Source organism: Streptomyces sp. NPDC050423, assembly GCF_040655445.1.
GTDB lineage: Bacteria > Actinomycetota > Actinomycetes > Streptomycetales > Streptomycetaceae > Streptomyces.
Window position 1 is genome coordinate 14401 of sequence record NZ_JBFAJY010000010.1, and the last position, 21071, is coordinate 35471.

The 21071-nt window shown below is 74.4% G+C and carries 15 protein-coding genes; 9 read left to right on the plus strand and 6 right to left on the minus strand.

The genetic code is table 11. From position 1 onward, the window contains the following. Positions 1 to 424 precede the first annotated feature (424 nt). A complete protein-coding gene (locus tag AB0I52_RS10100; protein WP_363070782.1) occupies positions 425 to 1225 on the plus strand; it encodes a hypothetical protein in 801 nt (266 codons plus the stop codon). A 73-nt stretch (positions 1226 to 1298) separates the two neighbouring features. Here AB0I52_RS10100 and AB0I52_RS10105 read toward each other — a convergent pair whose 3' ends face one another. From AB0I52_RS10105 to AB0I52_RS10115, 3 genes are read right to left on the minus strand one after another with little or no spacing between them, the layout of a single operon-like run. After that, complete coding sequence (locus AB0I52_RS10105; protein WP_363070784.1) at positions 1299 to 2141, minus strand: sugar phosphate isomerase/epimerase family protein; 843 nt, start codon at positions 2139 to 2141, stop codon at positions 1299 to 1301. Next, the gene (locus tag AB0I52_RS10110) at positions 2138 to 3286 is read right to left on the minus strand and encodes a dihydrodipicolinate synthase family protein (protein ID WP_363070786.1); all 1149 of its coding nucleotides are present in this window, start codon (positions 3284 to 3286) and stop codon (positions 2138 to 2140) included. The genes AB0I52_RS10105 and AB0I52_RS10110 overlap by 4 nt, the downstream gene beginning before the upstream one ends. 37 nt (positions 3287 to 3323) lie before the next feature. After that, the gene (locus AB0I52_RS10115) at positions 3324 to 4475 is read right to left on the minus strand and encodes a Gfo/Idh/MocA family oxidoreductase (protein WP_363070788.1); all 1152 of its coding nucleotides are present in this window, start codon (positions 4473 to 4475) and stop codon (positions 3324 to 3326) included. Between the two features lie 128 nt (positions 4476 to 4603). On the opposite strand from AB0I52_RS10115, the gene AB0I52_RS10120 reads away from it, so the two are divergent. From AB0I52_RS10120 to AB0I52_RS10140, 5 genes are all read left to right on the plus strand, one after another. After that, positions 4604 to 5704 (plus strand): LacI family DNA-binding transcriptional regulator, encoded by a 1101-nt coding sequence (locus AB0I52_RS10120; RefSeq protein ID WP_363070790.1) that lies wholly within the window; start codon positions 4604 to 4606, stop codon positions 5702 to 5704. A gap of 109 nt (positions 5705 to 5813) precedes the next feature. Next, entirely contained in the window at positions 5814 to 8864 is a 3051-nt protein-coding gene (lanM, locus tag AB0I52_RS10125) for a type 2 lanthipeptide synthetase LanM (protein ID WP_363070792.1), read from the plus strand. 129 nt (positions 8865 to 8993) lie between these two features. Next, positions 8994 to 9188 carry a hypothetical protein gene (locus AB0I52_RS10130; protein ID WP_363070794.1) on the plus strand — a complete coding sequence of 65 codons (195 nt, stop codon included), beginning with the start codon at positions 8994 to 8996 and terminating at the stop codon, positions 9186 to 9188. Positions 9189 to 9258: 70 nt separating this feature from the next. Beyond that, a complete protein-coding gene (locus AB0I52_RS10135) occupies positions 9259 to 12177 on the plus strand; it encodes an AAA family ATPase (protein WP_363070796.1) in 2919 nt (972 codons plus the stop codon). 207 nt (positions 12178 to 12384) lie between these two features. Next, on the plus strand, positions 12385 to 14301 hold the full coding sequence (locus AB0I52_RS10140) for a BTAD domain-containing putative transcriptional regulator (protein WP_363070798.1): 1917 nt from the start codon (positions 12385 to 12387) through the stop codon (positions 14299 to 14301). A gap of 141 nt (positions 14302 to 14442) precedes the next feature. On the opposite strand, the gene lanKC is transcribed toward AB0I52_RS10140, so the two are convergent. The 3 genes from lanKC to AB0I52_RS10155 form a co-directional block, all read right to left on the minus strand. After that, entirely contained in the window at positions 14443 to 17007 is a 2565-nt protein-coding gene (lanKC, locus tag AB0I52_RS10145) for a class III lanthionine synthetase LanKC (RefSeq protein ID WP_363070800.1), read from the minus strand. A 23-nt stretch (positions 17008 to 17030) separates the two neighbouring features. After that, positions 17031 to 18296 carry an MFS transporter gene (locus tag AB0I52_RS10150; RefSeq protein WP_363070802.1) on the minus strand — a complete coding sequence of 422 codons (1266 nt, stop codon included), beginning with the start codon at positions 18294 to 18296 and terminating at the stop codon, positions 17031 to 17033. Positions 18297 to 18456: 160 nt separating this feature from the next. Next, complete coding sequence (locus AB0I52_RS10155; protein WP_311305604.1) at positions 18457 to 18615, minus strand: hypothetical protein; 159 nt, start codon at positions 18613 to 18615, stop codon at positions 18457 to 18459. 351 nt (positions 18616 to 18966) lie between these two features. Between AB0I52_RS10155 and AB0I52_RS10160 the strand changes: the two genes are divergently transcribed. The 3 genes from AB0I52_RS10160 to AB0I52_RS10170 all read left to right on the plus strand — a co-directional run bounded on the left by AB0I52_RS10160 (position 18967) and on the right by AB0I52_RS10170 (position 21061). Beyond that, a complete protein-coding gene (locus AB0I52_RS10160) occupies positions 18967 to 20073 on the plus strand; it encodes a radical SAM protein (RefSeq protein ID WP_363070804.1) in 1107 nt (368 codons plus the stop codon). 89 nt (positions 20074 to 20162) lie between these two features. Further along, on the plus strand, positions 20163 to 20864 hold the full coding sequence (locus AB0I52_RS10165; RefSeq protein WP_363070992.1) for an iron-containing redox enzyme family protein: 702 nt from the start codon (positions 20163 to 20165) through the stop codon (positions 20862 to 20864). Continuing rightward, positions 20861 to 21061, plus strand: a complete 201-nt coding sequence (locus AB0I52_RS10170; protein WP_363070806.1) for an aroma-sacti cluster domain-containing protein — start codon at positions 20861 to 20863, stop codon at positions 21059 to 21061. Before AB0I52_RS10165 ends, AB0I52_RS10170 begins: the two co-directional genes overlap by 4 nt. The last annotated feature ends 10 nt before the right edge of the window (positions 21062 to 21071 follow it).

The window sequence follows — 21071 nt, forward strand, 5'->3', positions numbered from 1 at the left end:
GAACGTCCGTACGGGCTGGCGTTCGACCAGCACGGTCAGGCCGTGCCGGTCGGGTTCCCCGGCCGGGGAACCCCCTCTGCGTGAGTTGCCCGTACGACAACGCCACCGCTCGGCCGCCTCGGGCCTGATGGGTCCAGGGCGCCCCGCGGCGTCTTCAACGGCTGGCGGACGGGCGGACAGGCCGACCGGCCCCGCTCCCCGAAAGCCGAACGGGGCCCGGCCGCAAGGCCGAACCCCTCTCGCTTTCCCCCCGCCGGGCCTCCCGTTTCCCCCCGGAATCCCCCCGGAAGCAACCCGACACCGCATACGACAGAGGAGGGCATCGAATGGTTGCCCGTCTTTGTCCTTCCTTTACCCGGCGGCCCGTTCTCGTCTGCCGGACCGACCCGCCCGGAAGCCGGAACGCTCCGCTACCATCCCGCCCATGGGTAGATCGAAGCACGTCATACCGGCGCTCACGACCACCGCGCTCGTGGCCCTACTTCTCACGGGATGCTCGTCCGCCGACGCGGACGCGGACGCCGGGGAGCCGGCGGCGTCGTCCCCCGCCGAGTCCGCCTCCTCTCCTGCGGCGGAGGCGAGTTCGGCCTCCGAGTACACCACTCCGGCCGCGTGCGCGGACGTACCGCTGGAGTCGGACGCGACGATTCCCGGCAAGGCTCTGGCAGCCTGTGTGACCGCCGCGATGGAGGCCTACGGCACCGGCACCGAGCACGTGACCTCCGACGATCAGGAGAGCACCACACGGTTCCGGTTCGGGGACGATCCGGCGATGGCGGGGGACGTTGCCGGGGAGGCCGCGGAGAGCTCGTTCGTCTTCCTCGGCGACGAGGAGTGGATCAAGACCGACGGGAAGTGGGTCAAGGGCGACCCGGCCGGAAACACCCAGGAGACATTGGTCGCCTCGCTCGGAAAGGCCTACCGGGCGCTGGCGGATCCGCAGGTCACCGCGGACGTCATCGCCTCGTCCCCGGTCTGGAAGGTCGACACCGAGAAGGCTCTGATCTCCCTGGAGAACGGCAAGGACACCCACGCCTGGCGCATCACCAACGCGAAGCCGTTCAACTGGCACGGCGCGGAGATGACCGAGTACATCGTCTGGCTCGAGGACGACGCCACCCCGGTGGGCGCACAGGGCACGTCCTCCATGGGCGGGACGCCCAGCACCACGGTCCAGCACTTCTACGACCTCGGGAAGCCCGTCACCATCGAACCGCCCGTGTAGTACGGCCCCCTGTCACGATCCGCCGGACACGTCCCGGGGCCCGGTCCGCACGACCGGGCCCCGGGGCGCGGGTTCAGCAGGCGTGTTCCAGGAAGCGGGCGGCGACCTCGGCCAGTACCTCGGAGCCGTCGCGCGCCCACAGTTCCTCGTTGAAGATCTCCACCTCGACCGGGCCGTCGAAGCCGGTGGCCTCGACCGCCGTACGGAAGGCGCGGAAGTCCACGCACCCGTCCCCGAGCTGGCCCCGGCCGACCAGGACCCCCGCCGGGAGCGGGGTGATCCAGTCGGCGAGCTGGAAGGAGTGGATGCGGCCGCCCGCGCCCGCGCGGGCGATCTGGGCGGGTGCCTGGTCGTCCCACCAGAGGTGGTACGTGTCCACGACGACCCCGACCCGGTCGGCCGGGAAGCGCTCCGCGATGTCGAGGGCCTGGGACAGGGTGGAGACGACGCAGCGGTCCGAGGCGAACATCGGGTGCAGCGGTTCGATCGCCAGGCGCACGCCGCGCTCGGCCGCGTACGGGGCCAGTTCGCCCAGGGCGTCCGCGATGCGTTCGCGGGCGCCGTACAGGTCCTTGCTCCCGGCCGGGAGGCCGCCCGAGACCAGGACCAGGGTGTCCGTGGACAGGCCGGCCGCCTCGTCGAGCGCCGCGCGGTTGTCGTCCAGGGCGCGGGCCCGTCCGGCCGGGTCGAGGGCGGTGAGGAAGCCGCCCCGGCAGAGGCTGGTGACGGAGAGGCCCGAGTCGCAGAGGAGTTGGGCGGTTCGCTCGACGCCGTACTCCTGGACGGGGGCCCGCCACAGGCCGACCTGGCCGATGCCCGCCTTCACGCAGCCCTCGGCGAGCTCGGGCAGCGACCACTGCTTGATGGTCTCCTGGTTGAGGGAGAGCCGGGAGAGGTCGTCACGGGTATCGGTCATCGGGAGCCTCCTTGCACGGCGAGCAGGGCCCGCATCCGGGATTCGGCCAGCTCCGGGTCGGGGAACAGGCCCAGGCGGTCGGCCAGTTCGTAGGCCTTCGCCAGGTGCGGCAGCGAGCGGGCCGACTGGAGGCCGCCCACCATCGTGAAGTGGTCCTGGTGGCCGGCCAGCCAGGCGAGGAAGACCACGCCCGTCTTGTAGTAGCGGGTCGGCGCCCGGAAGAGGTGGCGGGACAACTCGACCGTGGGGTCGAGTAGTTCGCGGAAGCCCTTGGTGTCGCCCGTGTCCAGGACCCGGACCGCGTGCGCGGCCAGCGGGCCGAGCGGGTCGAAGATGCCCAGCAGCGCGTGGCTGAAGCCGCGGTCGTCGCCCGCGATCAGCTCGGGGTAGTTGAAGTCGTCGCCCGTGTAGCAGCGCACCCCGCCGGGGAGGCGGCGCCGGACGTCGATCTCGCGCTCCGCGTCGAGGAGGGAGATCTTGATGCCGTCGATCTTGTCCGGGTGTTCCGCGATGACCTGGAGGAAGGTGTCGGTGGCCGCGTCGAGGTCGGCGGAGCCCCAGTAGCCGTCCAGCGCCGGGTCGAACATCGGGCCGAGCCAGTGCAGCACGACCGGCTCGGTTGCCTGGCGCAGCAGGTGGGCGTACGTCTCCAGGTAGTCCTGCGGCCCGTTCGCCGCGGCGGCGAGCGCGCGGGAGGCCATCAGGATGGCCTGGGCGCCGCTGCCCTCGACGAGGGCGAGCTGTTCCTCGTACGCGGAGCGGACCTCGGCCAGCGAGGCGGGGCCGGGCGGGAGCTGGTCGGTGCCGACGCCGCAGGCGATGGCACCGCCGACGGACTTGGCCTCGGCGGCCGAGCGGGTGATCAGCTCGGCGGCGCCCGCCCAGTCCAGGCCCATGCCGCGCTGGGCGGTGTCCATGGCCTCGGCGACACCGAGGCCGTGCGACCAGAGGTGGCGGCGGAAGGCGAGGGTGGCGTCCCAGTCGACGGCGGCCGGGGAGTCGGGGCTGGTGTCCGCGTACGGGTCGGCGACGACATGGGCGGCGGAGAAGACCGTACGGGAGGCCAGGGCCGCACCGCCGGGGGCGAGGTCGAGCGGGGTGGCGCGGGGCTCGTACGGCCCCTGCGGCAGGTGGATGGTGGTCACGGTGTCTGCTCCCAGGCGGCGGGGGTGGGGCGCGGCGTCACAGGGTCAGCTCCGGGACGTCGAAGCGGCGGCCCTCGGCGGACGACTTGAGGCCGAGCTCGGCGAGCTGGACGCCGCGGGCGCCGGCCATCAGGTCCCAGGCGTAGGGCTCGCCGAGGACGATGTGGCGCAGGAACAGCTCCCACTGGGCCTTGAAGCCGTTGTCGAAGACCGTGTTGTCGGGGACTTCCTGCCACTGGTCGCGGAAGGACTCGGTGACCGGGAGGTCGGGGTTCCAGACCGGCTTGGGGGTGGCCGAGCGGTGCTGGACGCGGCAGTTGCGCAGGCCCGCCACGGCGGAGCCGTGGGTGCCGTCGACCTGGAACTCGACGAGCTCGTCGCGGTTGACGCGGACCGTCCAGGAGGAGTTGATCTGCGCGACGGCGCCGCTCTCCAGCTGGAAGATGCCGTACGCGGAGTCGTCGGCGGTCGCCGCGTACGGCTTGCCGTGCTCGTCCCAGCGCTGCGGGACGTGCGTCTGGACGTGCGCCTGGACGGTGGTGACCCGGCCGAACAGTTCGTGGAGCACGTACTCCCAGTGCGGGAACATGTCGACGACGATGCCGCCGCCGTCCTCCGAGCGGTAGTTCCAGGAGGGGCGCTGGGCCTCCTGCCAGTCGCCCTCGAAGACCCAGTAGCCGAACTCGCCGCGCACGGAGAGGATCTCGCCGAAGAAGCCGCCGTCGATGAGGCGCTTCAGCTTCAGCAGGCCCGGCAGGAAGATCTTGTCCTGGACGACACCGTGCTTGATGCCGGCGTCCCGGGCGAGCCGGGCCAGCTCCAGGGCGCCCTCGACGTCGGTGGCGGTGGGCTTCTCGGTGTAGATGTGCTTGCCCGCCGCGACGGCCTTCTTGATCGCGTCGACGCGCGCCGAGGTGACCTGGGCGTCGAAGTAGATGTCGATGCTCTCGTCGGCGAGGACCGCGTCGAGGTCGGTCGACCACTCGGTCAGGCCGTGCCGCTCAGCCAGCGCCTCCAGCGCGTGGGCCCGGCGGCCGACGAGGACCGGCTCGGGCCAGAGCACGTCGCCGTTGCCGAGGTCGAGGCCGCCCTGCTCCCGGATCGCGAGAACCGAGCGCACCAGGTGCTGCCGGTATCCCATGCGACCCGTGACGCCGTTCATGGCGATGCGCACTGTCCTGCGTGTCACGAAAGTTCCTCCATACAGCCGTAGCAAGCGCTTTCTATACGGGAGGACGCTAGCCTGCCGACAGCGGCCTGGACAAGAGGGGGCACGCTGATTGCTCCTCTCCCCTCATCACTCCTCGGAGGAATGCGATGACAGTCACCCTGGCGGACGTGGCGGCTCGCGCCCGGGTGTCCCCGGCCACCGTCTCCCGAGTGCTGAACGGCAACTACCCGGTGGCCGCGTCCACTCGGGAGCGGGTCCTGCGTGCGGTGGACGACCTGGACTACGTACTCAACGGGCCCGCCAGCTCGCTCGCGGCCGCCACCTCCGACCTGATCGGCATCCTGGTCAACGACATCGCCGACCCGTTCTTCGGGATCATGGCGGGCGCGGCTCAGACGGAGATCGGCGGTCCGGGCGACGGTTCGGGCCGGGCGGGCGGCGAGAAGCTCGCCGTCGTCTGCAACACCGGCGGCTCCCCGGCCCGCGAACTCACCTACCTCACCCTGCTCCAGCGCCAGCGCGCCGCCGCCGTCGTCCTCACGGGCGGCGCGGTGGAGGACCCGGCGCACCGGGCGGCGATGTCCGCGAAGCTGGCGAAGCTCGCGGACGCGGGAACCAGGGTGGTGCTGTGCGGACGGCCCCCGCTGCCGGACAGCGAATCGGTCCTGGCCGCGCTCGCCTTCGACAACCGGGGCGGCGGCCGGCGCCTGACCGAGCACCTGATCTCGCTGGGCCACCGCAGGATCGGCTACGCCGCGGGCCCCCTGGAGCGGACCACGACCCGCCACCGGCTGGAGGGCCATCGCGACGCGATGAGGGCGGCGGGACTGTACGGGGGCGGGGACGGGGGGCGGCCCGCGCACGCCGGTGACGAGGAGCGGCTCACCGTGCACGGCTCCTACGACCGCAGCTCCGGCTACGACGCCACCGTCGAACTCCTGCGCCGCGAACCGGGGATCACGGCCGTCGTCGCCGCCAACGACACGGTGGCCCTGGGCGCGGCCGCGGCGATCCGCGACCGCGGCCTGCGCATCCCCGAGGACATCTCGGTGGCGGGCTTCGACGATCTGCCGTTCTCGGTGGACGTGGTCCCGGCGCTGACGACCGTACGGCTGCCGCTCTTCGAGGCGGGGGCGCGGGCGGGCCGGCTGGCGATGGGCAAGGAGACCCCGCCGCCGGGCGGCATCGCGACGATTCCGGCGGAGCTGATGGTGCGGGGGTCGACGGCTGTACCGCGGGTGGGGTGAGCGCCAGGGGCAGGAAGATGGGGGCGCTGCCCCCATGTCCGCAGGGCGCCCCGCCGGGAGTATGGGTCGCGGCGGACCGGTGGTGCCGGCGCCGGACCGAGGAGGTGCGATGGCGGAGAACGATCCGGGCAGCCGCGAACGGGTGCGCGTCGCTTCCCCGGCAGGCCCGGCCACCGCACGTACGACGGCCCCGCATCCTGCCGCGGCCCATCCGGGCGCCACGCGTCCCGCCTCCGGCCCCGCCAGGTCCGACGGCCCCTGGTGGCGTCCGGCGCTGGCCTTCGAACCGTCGCCCGCCGGTACCCCGGACTGGGCGGAGTTCGTCGAGGACGTGATCTCCACCGCTCCCGAGAAGGCGGACGTCGAGGACGCGGACATCCGCGACGCGGACATCGGAGGCCAGGACGGGCGCCCGGGGCTGCGCGGGTTCGAACGCGTCCTCGCCCCGCTCACCGCCCGCGCGGCGGTGCGGATGCTGGACGTCCTGCCCGAGCGGCTGAGCCGCTGCGCCGACCTGGACACCGTACGGAACGACTTCGAGCGGCACCTGGCCCGGCGGCTCGCCCGGCTCGCCGCCCGCACCCTGGTCCTGGAACTGCACATGGCGCGGCGGTCCGGGCGGCTCGCCGGGGAGGACTCCGAGGGCCGGTTCACGGACTTCCTGCGGCAGACCGGCGCCCGGCCGGGGCTGGCCGCGCTCCTCACCGGCTACCCCGTGCTGGCCCGGATCCTGGCGCGGACCGCGCTCGACGCCGCCGCGGCGCTGGCCGAGATGCTCGTCCGGTTCGCGGCGGACCGGCCGGCGCTGCCGAGGGGCCACGCCGCCTCGGCCGCGGCGGCGGACGGTGGCCGGGGCCCCCGGCTGGTGGGCGTGGAGCCCGGCGCCGGAGACAGCCACCGGGGCGGGCGGACCGTGATGCTGCTCCGCTTCGACGACGGTTCCCGGCTGGTCTACAAGCCGCGGCCGCTCGCCGCCCACCGGCACTTCAACGAGCTCGTCAACTGGTTCAACGCACTGCCCGGCACTCCCGGACTCCGTTCGCTCGCCCTGCTGGACCGGGGGTCCTACGGCTGGGTGGAGTTCGCCTCGGAACGGCCCTGCCGCTCGGCCGGCCAGGTCGACTCCTTCTACCGGCGCCAGGGCGCCCTGCTGGCCCTGCTGCACGCGCTGGACGGAACCGACCTGCACCACGAGAACCTGATCGCCGACGGGGAGCACCCGGTGCTCGTCGACGTCGAGACACTGTTCCACCCGCCGCTGCCCGCCTCGGCCTCGGACGATCCGGCGGCCCGCGCCCTGCACGACTCGGCGCACCGGGTGGGTCTGCTGCCGCAGTTGCTCGTCGGGGACGAGACGGCGCTCGACATGTCCGGGATCGGCGGCGGGCAGGCCGCCGCCTCACCGGTGCGCAGTGCCGACTGGGCGGACGCGGGAACCGACCGGATGCGGCTGGTGCGCCGGACGGCTCGGTTCGGCGAGTCCGCGAACCGGCCCCGGCTGGCCGGGGCACCCGCCGATCCGTCCGCCTTCGTCGGCCCGCTGTGCGAGGGGTTCAGCGCCGGGTACACCGCGGTCAAGGAAGCCCGCGCCGAACTCCTGCGTCCCGGCGGGCTGCTGGAGCGGTTCGCGCACGACGAGGTGCGCGTGGTGGCCCGGCCCACCTGGGTCTACACCTCGCTCCTGGACGAGTCCACGCACCCGGACCTGATGAAGGACGCTGCCGCGCGGCACGAGGTGCTGGCGCTGCTGGGTACCGATGTCATGGGTCCCGCCGCGCTGCCCGGCCTGCTGGACGAGGAACTCGCCCAGCTGTGGGCGGGGGACGTGCCCCTGTTCACGGCCCTGCCCGAGCGCACCGACCTGTGGAGCGGGGCCGGCCGGCTGCTGTCCGGACCGCTCGCCCGGACCGGACTGTCCCTGGTCCGGGAGAAGCTGGCGGGCCTGGACACGGTGGACCGCCAGGACCAGGAACGGATCATCTGCGCCGCGATGGTGACCACCTCGCGCGCGCCCGCCCACGCGTGCGGATCAGGGCCGCGCCGGGTCCGTACGGCCGCTACCGCGCCCGAGCCGGAACAACTGCTGGCGGCGGCCCGGTCGGTCGGGGACGAGCTGGTGTCCCAGGCGTACTCCGGACCCACCCGGCTGAACTGGATCGGCCTGGAGCTGCTCGGGGAGCGCTACTGGCGGCTGGGGCCGATGGCCGCCGACCTGGCGAGCGGCTACACCGGTACGGCGCAGTTCCTGGCCCAGCTCGCCTCGCTGACCGGCGCCGACCGCTACGCCACGGCCGCCCGGGACGCGCTGGCTCCGCTGGCCGGACTGCTGGAGGTGCTGCACTCGCGTCCGGACGACCTGGGGCCCGTGGGCTCCGGCGCGTTCGCCGGGCTCGGCGGGATCGCCTACGCGCTGATCCGGGTCGCCGAGACGCTCGACGACCGGCGCCTGCGCGAACTGGTGGTGCCGGCCCTGCGGTTGACGGGTGCGGCGGCCGTCGCGGAGAGCGAGCACGGGGTGCGCGGGGGCACGGCCGGCGGGCTGGTCAGCCTGCTCGCCGGGTACCGGGCCACCGGACGGGCCGATGTGTGGCGGCGGGCGGAGCACTGCGCCGGGCTGCTGCGCGGGGCACCGCTGCCGGACACCGCGGGATTCGCCGACGGGGCCGCCGGGATCGGCTGGGCCCTGCTGCGCTTCGCGGAGGCGGGCGGCGGCGAGCCGTACCGGGCCCCGGGGCTCGCGGCACTGCGGTCCGCGACCGGCACCGTGGACGCCGGGGTCTCCTGGTGCCGGGGCCGGACGGGCGTGGCCCTGGCCGTGCTGGACAGCGCGGCCGCCCGCGCCGATCCGCTGCTGTCCGCCTGGGCACGCGAGGCGGTGGCGGACATCGCACGGGCCGAGCCGCCGCTCGACGACAGCCTGTGCCACGGGGAGCTCGGAGTCCTCGAACTGCTCGGCCGGGCCGAGCCGTTGGGCACCCGCACCCGGTGGGTGGAGCGCGCGGGGGCCCTGCTCGCGGCGGCGGACCGGGCCGGACCGCGCTGCGGGACACCGGGCCTGGTCCCCCATCCGGGGCTGCTGACCGGACTCGCCGGGATCGGGCACGGGCTGCTGCGGGCCGGCTTCCCCGACCGGGTGCCGTCACTGCTGCTGCTCGCCTGACCGGCCGCACCCCCTGATTCACCCGCACCGAAGGCACCTCCCGATTCTCCCGCACCACTGACGTACCACCGCTCGGCACACCACCAGGCACACCGCACCGATCACCTCCCACGAGAAGAGGCAGAAACCATGCAGAGCAACGACGCTTCGGCCTTCCTGACCACCGAATTCACGGACGACTCCGCCACCGAACACCCCGCCGGACAGATCGCCCTGGGCGCGGTCGGCAGACTCGGGCTGCGCAGCAGAATCCTCAGCGCCGCGGACGGGAACACCGGATACACGCTGGATCTGCCGTTCACCACGATGACCGCACCGTTCTGAGCCAAGTCGGTTTCGGTTCAGGTCATTTGGCGCACTACCCGGCGGGGTTCCGCTCAAGTAACCTGCGCCCATGCGTGCCACTTCGTCGGTGATGATCGGGCGAGCCGCCGAGACCGGTCTGCTGAGCAGCGCCCTGGACACCGCGTCGCGGCGTTCGGGGCGTGCGATCTTCTTCGTCGGGGACGCCGGCATCGGCAAGTCCCGGCTGGCCGGGGAGTGCGCGTACCGGGCGTACGAGCGGGGCATGCCGGTGCTGCGCGGCAGAGCCACCTCGACCGGCCTCGTCGTACCGTTCCGGCCACTGGTCGAGGCGCTGTCGTCACGGTTCCGGGCGGCCGGCACACCCACCGACCCGGAGCTGGACCCGTACCGCCCGGCGCTGGCCCGGCTCGTGCCGGAGTGGCGCCAGGGGCCGACGCCCGGCTACCCGGAGACCGTCGTCGAACTGGCGGAGGCGCTGCTGCGGCTGCTGTCGGTGCTCGGGCAGGAGCACGGCTGCGTGATCCTGCTGGAGGACCTGCACGACTCGGACACCGAGACGATCGCGGTGGTGGAGTACGTCATCGACAACGTGGCGGACCTGCCGGTGCTGCTGCTGGGCACACTGCGGCCGGAACCCGGCGTCGCCCTGGACCTGGTGCGCTCCGCGGAGCGGCGGCAGGTCGCCACCGTGCGTGAGCTGGCACCGCTCAGCGACACGGAGGTGCGGGGGATGACCGCGTCGTGTCTGGAGGCCACGCCGGACGAGGTGCCGCAGGCCACCCACGAGCGGCTGGTCGACCGGGCGGGCGGCAATCCGTACCTGATCGAGGTACTCCTGGCCGACCTGCTCGACTCCGGTCAGCTGCGGCGCACCGGCGACCGCTGGCAGGCGTACGGGAATCCGGACGCGGCGGTGCCCACCGGGGTCGTACGCAGCTGGTCACGGCGGCTGGACCGGTTCGACGAACCGGTACGCGAGTTGCTCCTGTGCGCGGCCACGCTGGGCAGTCAGTTCTCGGTCACCGTGCTGCAGACCGTCACCGGGTTCGACGACCGCACACTCTTCAGCCATCTGCGCTCCGCCGTCGAGGCGAGCATCATCGCCCCCGACGGCGCCAACCCCGACCGGTACACCTTCCGGCACGCGCTGACCGCCGAGGCGCTGGTGGCCTCGCTGGCCCCGGCGGAACGGGCCGCGACCGCCCGCCGGGCGGCTGCCTCGCTGGCCGCGGTGACCGACGAACTGGGAGACGAGCAGCTCCAGTTGATGGCGACCCTCCAGCTGGCCGGGGGCGACAGGCACGGCGCCGCCCGGCAGTTCGCCGCGGTCGGCCGGCGGATGCTGACCGCGGGCGCGTCCGGCTCTGCCGTCATCCTGTTGGAACGGGCCCGCTCGCTCGCCCACGCGAGCGACCTGAGGGGCCTCACCGAGGCGCTCGCCGTCGCTCGGGCCGAGGCCGGCGAACTCGACACGGCCCTGGCGCTGACCGCGGAACTGCCCCCGGTACCGCCCCGGTCCGAGGCCGCCGAACAGCGCGGCGAGACCCATGTCCGGATCGCCTGGGCGGCGGTGATGGCGGAGCGCGCGGACGAGGCGGCCGAGCAGATCCGGACCGCGCGGAGCCTGCTCGGCACGGCCGTCCGCCCGGAGCAGGAGGCCGCGCTCGACGTGGTGGACGGCCATCTGGCGCTGCTGCCCGGCCAGGTCCCGCGCGTTCAGCAGCGGTCCGCGCAGGACGCGGCACGACGGGCGGCCGCCGTCGCCGAGGAGCACCACCTCCCCGTGGTCGCCTGCCAGGCCTGGCAGTTACTGGCCCTGCTGTCGCGGGAGCGCGGCTTCGACGAGGCGGACGCCTGTCTGGAGCGGATGCTCGCCGTGTCCGAACAGCACGACCTGCCCGTGTGGCGGGTGGAGGCGCTGGTCCGGCTCGGGGCCAACACGTTCATGCGGACCGGTGACCCCGCCCGGCTGGAGACGGCCAGGACCGCCGCGCTCTCGCTGGGCGCGCTGGTGCCGACGCAGACCGTGGACGGGCTGCTCGCCATGAACGCGGTGATGCGCGGCGCCTGGGACGGGGCGCACGAGATCATCGAGCGGTCGGTGGCCGCCAGCGCACGGGTCCGCAATCTGGGGGCGCACCGGTATCTGCTGCTGGCCTCGGCGGCCCTCGCGGCGCACCGGGGGCGAAGACGGGAGCTCGACCGGGCCCTGGTCCGGTTCCGCCGGGCGGGCGGCGAGGAGTCCTTGCTCGTGCCGCTGCAACTGGGCCTGTGCCGCGCCTTCGCGGCGCTGCTGGAGGAGGACCGCGGGCGTGCGCTGGCCGATCTGGACGGCTCGCTGGCCTGGGAGCGCGAGCACCCCAGTTTCTTCTATCTGAGCGGGCGCTACGGTCTGCGCCCGCTGCTGCGGGTCCTCGACGGGCAGGACGGCCGGGAGGAGCTCTCCGCCGCGCTGGAGAGCCCCGGCGCCGACCTGGCCTGGAACCAGTTGTTCCTGCGGCTGGCCGATGCCGTCCTGCAGGGCCGGGAGGGCGATTCGGCGGCGGCCGCCCGGTCGGTCGGCTCCGCGTTCGCCGACGCCGCCGCCTTCCCGCTCGCCCGCCACCTGGGGCTGCGGCTGACCGCGGGGGCGGCGCTCGCCGAGGGCTGGGGCGAGCCGGTGAACTGGCTGCGGGCGTCGGAGGAGTACTTCTACGGGGCGGGCATCCAGCCGGTCGCCGCCGCGTGCCGGGCAGCGCTGCGGCAGGCGGGGGCCAGCGTCGGACAGCACCGGGGCGGCTGGGACCGTATCCCGGCCCCGCTGCGGACGACCGGCGTGACGCCGCGCGAGTACGAGGTCTTCGTCCTGCTGCCGGAGCGTCCCGGCAACCAGCAGATCGCCCGGCGGCTCTCCATCTCGCCGCGCACCGTCGAGAAGCACATGGCGAGTCTGCTCAGCAAGACGGGCCGTCAGGACCGGTCGGCGTTATGCGACTTCGCCGCCGAGTACGCGGTGGAGACCGACTGACCGGCGACGGCCTCACCCTGCGGGCGGGGTACGGGCGGGGTACGGGGCCGGGGTGCCCAACATGGGGGTGCGGGGCGGATTTGGTCGGGTCGTGGGACGGAACATGCGGGCCCGGCACCGATGCGGGGGCGCCGTCCACGGCGGACGATCCAAGGGTGCGACCGGCAGACCGCCACCCCCGTCCCCCGGTTCTTCGGAGGCTCGCCCATGACCCGATCCCCCACTCGCACGCCTTCGCCCGGTGCGCTGAGCCTCTCGCTGCTCGGCCCGCTCTCCGGATGGGCCGACGGGCGGCCGCTGCCACTCGGGCCGCGCAAACAGCGGCTGGTCCTGGCCATGCTGCTCAGCCGCCCCAACACACCGGTGCCGGTGGACGTCCTCACCGACGCGCTGTGGCCGGACGCGCCGCCCAGGACGGCGCGCAAGAACCTCCAGGTGTACGTCAGTTCGGCCCGGACGCTGCTCGGCACCCGGTGCCCCGACGGGCCGGACGGCGGCCAGGAACGGCTGGTGCACTCCTGCGGCGGCTACCTGCTGCGGATCGGCCCGGCCGAGCTGGACACCCTGCGCTTCCGGTCCCTGGCTGCGGCGGGCCGGCGGGCCGCCGACGACGGTGATCCGCGCGCCGCCGCCGGTCTGCTGCGCAGGGCGCTGGACCTGTGCCAGGGGCCGCCGCTGCACGATCTGCGCGACTCGCCCGAGGTGGCCGCCGAGGCGGAGCGGCTGGAGGCCCGGTGTCTGACGGTGCACGAGGACTGGGCCGAGACGGAGATCTCGCTGGGCCGGGCGTCCGCGGTGGTGGACGGGCTGCGGGACCTGGCCGAACGGCATCCGCTGCGCGAGCGCGTCCGGGCCGCGTGGATGGACGCGCTGCACCGGACCGGCCGCCGGGCCGAGGCGCTGGCGGTGTACGACGACTACCGTCAGCTGCTGGCACGGGAGTTGGGACTGGAGCCCGGGGCGGCCATCGTCGCCAGGCAGCGCGCGATGCTGACCGGCCGGGACAACGGGGAACGCCCCCGCGCGGCCGGGACCGCGCAGCGGACACCCGCGCTGCGGGCGGTGCTGCCCGCGGCCGTCCCCGACTTCACCGGCCGGGGCGAACAGCTGCGGGAGCTCCTCGATGTCCTGAGCGGGGCGGACGGCCGGGTGGTGGCGGTCACCGGGGCCGCCGGAACCGGGAAGACGGCCCTGGCGGTACAGGCGGCCCATCTGCTGGCGGACCGGTACCCGGACGGCCGGATCCACATCCGGGTCCGCGACGAACAGGGTGCGGTGCGCCCCGCCCCGGCGGTCGTCGGCGAGCTGGCCCGGCTGACCGGCGGCCCGCAGGGGGCGGAGCCGATGGCGGACGCGGAGCACTGGCGGCACTGGCTGGCCGGGCACCGCTCGCTGGTCGTGCTCGACGACGTACCGGACGAGGCGGCGGTGCGGGCCCTGCTGCCGGGCACCGGCGGCAGCTCCTTCGTACTGACCGCGCGGAAACAGCTGGCCGGGCTGTCGCCCGTGCACCGGATCGCGCTGCCGCCGCTGGCCCCGGCCGAGGCGCTGGAGCTGCTGGGGCGGCTGATCGGCGCGGGGCGGGTGGGTCTGGACCGGGCCGCCGCCCTGCGGATCGCCGACGCCTGCGGACTCCTTCCGCTGGCGGTACGGGTGAGCGGGATGCGGCTGGCGGTGCTGCGCCATCTGCCGCTGGCCGAGTACGCGGAACGGCTGGCCGATCCGGCGGGGGCACTGGACGAGCTGGTGGCGGGTGATATCTCGGTGCGCGCCCGGCTGATGTCGGGCTGGCAGGACCTCTCCGCGGGGAGCGGGCTGGCGCTGACCCGGCTGGCCTCCTCGGTCCACGAGGGGCTGTTCACCCTGCCGGAGGCGACGGCGGCGCTCGGCTGTGACGAGCGGCAGGCGCTGCGGACGGTGGAGTCGCTGATCGACGCGGGGGCGGTGACCTCCCCCAGCGGTGAGGTCACCGCGCACTCCGTGCTGTACGAACTGCCCCGCCTGGTGGGCCTGTACGTCCGCGAGCTGATGGCTCTCCCGGCGGCGGCCGTCGACGGGACGGGGGCTCACCGCACGGCGCTGCCGGCGGGCGTGGCGACGGTGATCGGCGCGACGAGCGCGTAGCCGCCGTACCCGCGCACGTGAATGCGGCACTTCCGGGGTCCGGAAGTGCCGCATTCACGTGGTGTCGCCGTGCCCGTAGGGCCGGTGTGGAGTTGTCACGTGGAGGAAGGAGCGGGACAGCTCCACACCGGCCCCTCCAAGTCACCCCAGGGTGAGCACGTCCAGCAGGTCCGGCCGTTCTTCCGGCGCGGCCGACAGCGTGTGCAGGGCGAGCAGCACTCCCGCCGCGCCGGTCGCGAGATCGGCGGAGAAGCGGCGCAGCCGCGCCCCCGGCACCAGCAGCCGGTCCCCTTCGGCGACCAGGTGCCAGGAGAGGTTGCGCACGGAGTCCAGCACCTCGGGGTCCGGCCGGCCGCCGGACAGCTGGTGGGCGGTGGCCACCAGTCCGGACCGGCCGGTGAAGAGCCCCGGTTCGCGGATGAACTCCAGGACGCAGCCCTGCCGGACGCCGGGCAGCAGCGCGGCGAGCGCGGGGGCCTCCCGGTGGGCCAGGTAGCGCTGGGCCACCAGGGCGACGCCGCCGCTGCCCTGGTCCAGGTAGAGCAGGTGGCGCCGGCCGTCCTTGACCTGCACGCTGCCGCCCTCCATGGTCACGCAGTGCTCGGCCTCGCGGGCGAGCGTCGCGCCGGCGGCGTCGAGCAGCCACTCCTCACCGGTGTGCGCGTGCAGTTCGAGCTGGAGCAGCGCGGCCCCGGCGAAGCCGCGGAGCAGTCCCGCCGAGGGCGGGGCGGGCGGGCCGCCGGTGGCCTCGCCCCGGACGAGCGCGTCGAGTTCCCAGGCGGTCCGCACGGCCCGGTCGAGCAGTTCCCGGTCGGGCGGTCCGTCGCCGTCCGTGGCGAGCCGGAGGGCCGCCAGCGCCGTTCCCGCGCTGCCCGTGAGCAGGTCGGCCGATGCGGGGGCGGCTGCCCGGAGGGCCCGGTCGAGCAGTTCCCGGGCCTCCTCGCGGCGGCCGAGCCCGGCCAGCACCAGTGCGACGCCCGGCAGTCCGTCGAACAGCCCGCCGGGGGCGTCCGGGTCGCGGCGCAGGGCGGTCCGGGCCAGCCAGTCGACGTACTCGGCGGGGACCGGGGCACCGACGCGGTGCAGGGCGTACAGCACGCCGGCGGCGCCGTGCGCGGCGCAGATGCCGCCGGTGGCGAAGCCGGCCAGGTCGCCGGGGAAGAGCCGGTCGGTGCGGTCCGGGGTGGCGTCGGCGTGGATACCGGCCAGGAGCCGCTCCCGGATGCCGGACCAGTCGGGCACGGGGCCCCGCAGCAGCCTGTCCACCGTCGGCTCGCCGCTGTCCGCCGGGAGCCCTCGGGAGAGGGCGGCCGGCCGGGGCGGTCCCGCGTCGGGGCCCAGCCGGTAGCGGGCGCGGGCCCAGCGTTCGGTGGTGAGGGCCTTGCCCCGGTCGTGCTCGGACACCTCCATCAGCGGCATCAGGATGTGCAGCCAGATCGCCCAGAGCGCGTAGTCGTCCGCCTCGGCTCCCCCGGTGCCGAGCGGCGCCTGGAGGCCGGGTGCGCCCGCCTGCGGGGTGTCCTCGTCGTCGAGGTCGGTGGCGTACTCGAAGTCGATCAGGGCCACCCGGCCGTCCGGGCGCAGGATGACGTTGGCGGGGTGCACGTCCGCGAACCGCAGCCCACGGGCGTGGATCCGGTCGAGGGCGCGGCCGAGGCCGGCCGTGACGGACTCGGCCCACCGGGAGTAGGCGTCGAGTTCGGCCGGCGTGCGTTCGCCGCGCACCAGCACGAAGCGGTCGACGATCTCGTCGAACAGGGTGGTGCCCTCGATGTACTCCTCGACCAGGAAGTGGTGTTCCCAGACCGTGCGGACGCCGTACACCTCGGGCACGCAGTCGAGTCCGGCGAGCCGGGTCAGGGCCCGGTGCTCCCGGTGCAGCCGGGTGACGGCGTCGTGCCCGGCGGGGTCGAGACCGCAGTGCGGCCGGGCCTCGCGCAGCACCACGCGCTGCCCCGTGGTGCGGTGCTCGGCGAGGTAGATGCCGCCCGCGTTGGAGAACTGGAGCGCCTTGGTGACGACGTAGGGGAAGCCGTCGTCGCGGGCGGCGGCGCGGGCGGCGAGATGGGGGCGCAGCTGTTCGGGGACGGTCACCCACTCCGGTATCCGGAAGACCACGCCCCTGGTGTCGGGGACGAGTTCACCGGACGGGTGGCGCATCGCGCGGACCCTGGCCCCTTCGGCGTCCTGGCACCAGAGTTCGACGAACGCGCCGTAGCGGACGTGGACGGGAGAGTTCCCGATCCGCAGATCGCTGAGGATGTACGGTCCGCTGCGCCCGTCCAGGGCCTGCGTCAGGGCGTCGAGCAGCCGCAGGAACGCGGGCTCGTCGGCGGGGTAGAGGGTGAGGAACTTCCCCGCGCCGGACCGGTTCATGTACTTGGCCGACATCAGCCGCAGGGCGCGCTCGCTGCGCAGGAACTTGAACGGCACCCCCTGCTCCAGGCAGATCCGGGCGGTGTCGGCGAGGGTGCGCTCGGCGTCCGCCGCCACGGTGGAGATGTGGATCTTCCAGCCTTGTTCGGGGAGTTCGGCGGAGTCGGGGTGCAGCGCGGTCCACAGCCCGCCCCTGCCGCGCCGCCAGCCCTCGGGCGGTTCGGCGCGGTCGAGCGGGTAGCGGGTGTCCTCGTCGGGCAGCCGGGCCGGGGTCTCGTAGTAGCGGCGGTCGGCGATGCAGTACAGCTGGGTCTCCTGGATGCCGGGCACGGCATACCTCCTGGGGCTCGTGATCAGGGGCGGGGGCTGCCGGCCCCGGTACGGTCCGCGAGTGGCTCGTCCGCGGCGGGCTCGCCCGGGGGCGGGGCGGGCCGGGCGGACGGGGCGAACGTGACGACGGCGGCGGACACGGCGAGGACCGCGGCGATGGCCCCGAAGGCGGTGCGGCTGCCGAAGGCGGTCAGGAGCGCGCCCCCGGCCAGCGGCCCGAACGGCTGGACCAGCGAGGAGAGGAACCCGGCGGCGCTCTGCACCCGGCCGACCCGGTCGCCCGGGGTGACGGTCAGCAGCGTGGACAGGAAGCCGATGCTGGCGACCGTGGACAGGCACATGCAGGCGGCACAGAGCAGCCCGGCGAACAACGGGACCCGGATCCAGGCCAGCGCGAGGGCGGTGCCCACGCAGAACCAGCAGGTGGCGGCGGTGAGCGCCCAGGTCCGGCGTTCGGGGCGCAGCCGGGGGGCGAGGAGCGCGCCGGCGAGGGCCCCGACCGAGATGAAGGAGATGACGGTGCCGCCGCCGAGGCCGGACCTCCCGCCGCTGGAGAAGACGGTCAGCGCGGTGAAGGTCAGGGCGCCGAAGGCGAAGTTCATGCCGAGCCCGAAGACGAGGAGCACGGTCCGCAGATAGGGCAGCTTCCACAGGAAGGACACACCGGCGGTCAGCTCGGCCCGGCTGAACACGGAACCGGCCCTGGCCTCCGCCCTGGAGCGGGTCCGTACCAGGGCCACGCAGCACGTGGACAGCAGCAGTCCGACCGCCTCGGCGAGGAACGGCAGCACGGGGTGCAGGCTGAACAGCCCGCCCCCGACGAGCGGCCCCACGAGCCGGGCGGTGGCCGTGCGGGCCTGGAGACGGGCGGTCGCGGTCCCCATCTCGTCGGCGGGCACGACGCTGCGCATCAGCCCGAAGACGGCGGGCCCGTAGAAACTGCCGATGACGGCGCCCGCGCCCGCGACGAGCAGCACCAGGATCAGCGGGACGTGTCCGGTCCACACGGCCACGACCAGGGCGCTGACGACACAGAGGCTGCCCACGTCGCACAGGCGCATCAGCCTGCGGCGCTCCACCCGGTCGGCCATCACCCCGCCGGGCAGCATGGTGATCAGGACCGCGGCGACGGACACCGTGCCGATCGCTCCGGCCTGTACGGCCGATCCGGTCTCGCGCAGTACGAGCAGCGGCAGTGCCAGTGCGGTCATCTGGGTACCGAGGACGGCGAACAGGCCGCTCATCCAGAGCAGTCGGAAGTCCCGGTTGGTTCGAAGGGAGGTGGCCATCGTCGGCTCCCGGTCGGTGAGCGGGGACAGGGCCCGGACAGCGGCCCGGGAAATCGAGGCGGGGCGGTCCCCGTGGTCACGGAGCCGCCCCGTTTCGGCCGGCCGGGCGCCACGGGGAAGGGGTCCTTCCCGGGTGGCGCCGCGGCCCGGTCGTCAGTCCTTACTGCTCCGACAGGACGAGGCTGACGGTGCTGACGCAGTTGCCGTCCAGCGAGCGCTCGTGCACACCGGCGGTCTCCTGGAGGTCCAGCACGGAGTGCGCCTCGACCTCGGGGGTCTCGTTGTTGTCGTCGGCGGCGGGCTTCGTGTTCTCGGACATGGTGGTCTCCGTCCACTCGTCTGTCTGGGTCATCTCCGGCCGGTCCGGGGGTGAGCCCGGTCCTTCCGGTCGCGGCCGGCGGTTGCCTTCCGCTGACCAGAAAGTTAGGAGGCCGGGCCTGGCAAACGGCTCGACGCCGGTATGGCCCCGGTATCACGGCAGTTCAGCGGGGGTCGACACGGCCGGCCGGGCGGCCGGGCGGCCCGCCGCGGGTCCGCCGCGCACCGCCCGGCCTGCGGCCATACCGGTGGTGAACCGGTCGCGGACCGGTGCCGAACCGGGCGGACGGACGCTGTGTTCGCGCATCGCGGCCGCGCGCCGCACCCCACTACGCCCGGAGGAGACGGCCGAATGGAGCTCGCCGAACTCATCGGACTGCGGCCGGTTCCGGCCGCCGGAGTGCTGATCACTCTGACCCGGCGCTGCCCGCTGCGCTGCGCCCACTGTTCCACCGGCTCCGCGCCGGAGGTGCGGGAGGAGCCGGAGGCGGACGACCTCCAGCGGTTCGTCTCCTCGTTCACCGCGGACGACCGGCCCGAGGTGATGATGCTGACCGGTGGCGAACCCCTGCTGCGACCGCTCCTGGTGGCCTCGCTCGCCCGCTCCGCGCGGGAGTCCGGCACCCGCACCGCGCTGCTCAGCGGCATGTTCTTCGCCCGCTCGGGCCCGCTTCCGCCCGCGATACGGCGGGCGGTGGGCACGCTCGACCACTTCTCCGCCAGCCTCGACCTGCCGCACGAGCGGGAGGTGCCGCGCGCCGGGGTGTTCCGGGCCGTGCGGGAGATCCGCGAGCTGGGGGTGGCGGTCAGCTTCCACCTCACCGGGACCGGGCCCGACGACAGCTATCTCGCGGATGTCACCGCGGACATCCACCGGACGTTCGGCGGCACGGTGCCTGCTCTGGTCAACGAGGTACGGCCGTTCGGCCGGGCCGCTTCCTGGGCCCGCCCCGCCCGTACCGCGCCGGACGGCGAGGGCGCGCTGCCGTGCGCCATGGCCGCCTGGCCGGTGGTCGCCTTCGACGGCACGGTCCTGGCCTGCTGCAACCAGGACACGGTGGACCGCCGCCCCGCCCCGCCCCATCTGCGGCTCGGCCACGTCGCCGAGGACGGCTGGGCCGCCGTGCAGGCGCGTACGCTCCGCTCACCGCTGCTGCGGCTCGTGCGCACGGTGGGCCCGGCCCACCTGCGGTCGCGCTGGTCACCGGCGACACCGGCCGGCTCCTACTGCGGGGACTGCCGCGCGCTGAGCGACCGGCCGGAGGTGGTGGCGGCGGCCGACGCGGTGGCGGCCGGCGCCGCGGGCGCGCTGCTCGACCTGACCTCGGCCCGGCGCCAGCACGAGGACGGGCCGGTGGCCCTGGTACGACGCCACGGATGCGCCCCGTACGCGGACCTGGTGGCGACGCCGGGCCATGCGCGCGGCCCGCATCCGGTACCGGAAGGCACGGGACCGTGACCGCCGCCGGACAGACTCCGGGGCCGGCCGGGGGCGCGGTCGCGGCCGGCGCCGAGCCGCGCGAGTGCGGGCTGCCGGCCTCCGAGCGGCTGCGGGTCAAACTCGCCTTCGCCGAACCGGCGTTGCGCGCCTCGGCGGCCGTGCTGTGGCGGGCCGAGGGGCTGCTGCCCCGCTACCGGGCGTACCTGTGCGCGATGCACACGGTGATCCGCGCCTCCGTACCGCTGATGGAACGGGCCGCAGAACGAGCCACGTTGATGGCGCGTCACGGCGACCCGCTGGGCGCGCCGCTGGCCGCGTACCTGCACGAACACATCCGGGAGGAGGCGGAACACGACTCCTGGCTGCTCGATGACCTGACCGCGGCGGGCAGCGGCCCGCGGGCCGCGCTGGACCCGGTGCCGCCTCCGCTCGTCGCCTCCCTGGCGGGCGCCCAGTACTACTGGATCGAGCACCACCACCCGGTGGCGCTGCTCGGCTACATCGCCGTCCTGGAGGGGCACGCCCCGGCCTCCGGACTGGCCCCCCGGCTGGCCCGGCTGACCGGGCTGCCCGCCCCGGCCTTCCGCACCGTGCACGAACACGCGCGGCTCGACGACGGCCATGCCGGCGAACTGTACGCACTGCTCGACCGGTTGCCGCTCTCGCGGGGACACGAGGCGGCCATCGCCGTCAGCGCCCTGCACACCACGGACGCGCTCACCCAGTTGTTCGTCCGGCTCGGGCGCACCGGACCGGCGCCGCCGGTGCGGGGAGCGGGGCGGTCCGTCCCGACAGGAGGCCAGGTATGAACGAACCACCGGACCGGCTCGCCGTGCTGTACGGCGCCGGGTTCGCCGTCGATCTGCTCACCGATGAACAGCGGCGGGTCCTCACCGATCTCGCACCCGAGGAACTGACGCTGCTGCTCGACATCAAGAGCCGGCTGGACGACGTCGGACCCGAGGTGCAGGCACACGGCGAGATCGCGGGCGGCGCCCTGTTCTGAGGGCCGTGCC

Bases quoted from the DNA above. Each gene is read 5' to 3' on its own strand.
- AB0I52_RS10100 (WP_363070782.1), top strand. From the start codon at position 425: ATGGGTAGATCGAAGCACGTCATACCGGCGCTCACGACCACCGCGCTC.
- AB0I52_RS10105 (WP_363070784.1), bottom strand. From the start codon at position 2,141: ATGACCGATACCCGTGACGACCTCTCCCGGCTCTCCCTCAACCAGGAG.
- AB0I52_RS10120 (WP_363070790.1), top strand. From the start codon at position 4,604: ATGACAGTCACCCTGGCGGACGTGGCGGCTCGCGCCCGGGTGTCCCCG.
- lanM (WP_363070792.1), top strand. From the start codon at position 5,814: ATGGCGGAGAACGATCCGGGCAGCCGCGAACGGGTGCGCGTCGCTTCC.
- AB0I52_RS10130 (WP_363070794.1), top strand. From the start codon at position 8,994: ATGCAGAGCAACGACGCTTCGGCCTTCCTGACCACCGAATTCACGGAC.
- AB0I52_RS10135 (WP_363070796.1), top strand. From the start codon at position 9,259: ATGCGTGCCACTTCGTCGGTGATGATCGGGCGAGCCGCCGAGACCGGT.
- AB0I52_RS10140 (WP_363070798.1), top strand. From the start codon at position 12,385: ATGACCCGATCCCCCACTCGCACGCCTTCGCCCGGTGCGCTGAGCCTC.
- AB0I52_RS10150 (WP_363070802.1), bottom strand. From the start codon at position 18,296: ATGGCCACCTCCCTTCGAACCAACCGGGACTTCCGACTGCTCTGGATG.
- AB0I52_RS10155 (WP_311305604.1), bottom strand. From the start codon at position 18,615: ATGTCCGAGAACACGAAGCCCGCCGCCGACGACAACAACGAGACCCCC.
- AB0I52_RS10160 (WP_363070804.1), top strand. From the start codon at position 18,967: ATGGAGCTCGCCGAACTCATCGGACTGCGGCCGGTTCCGGCCGCCGGA.
- AB0I52_RS10170 (WP_363070806.1), top strand. From the start codon at position 20,861: ATGAACGAACCACCGGACCGGCTCGCCGTGCTGTACGGCGCCGGGTTC.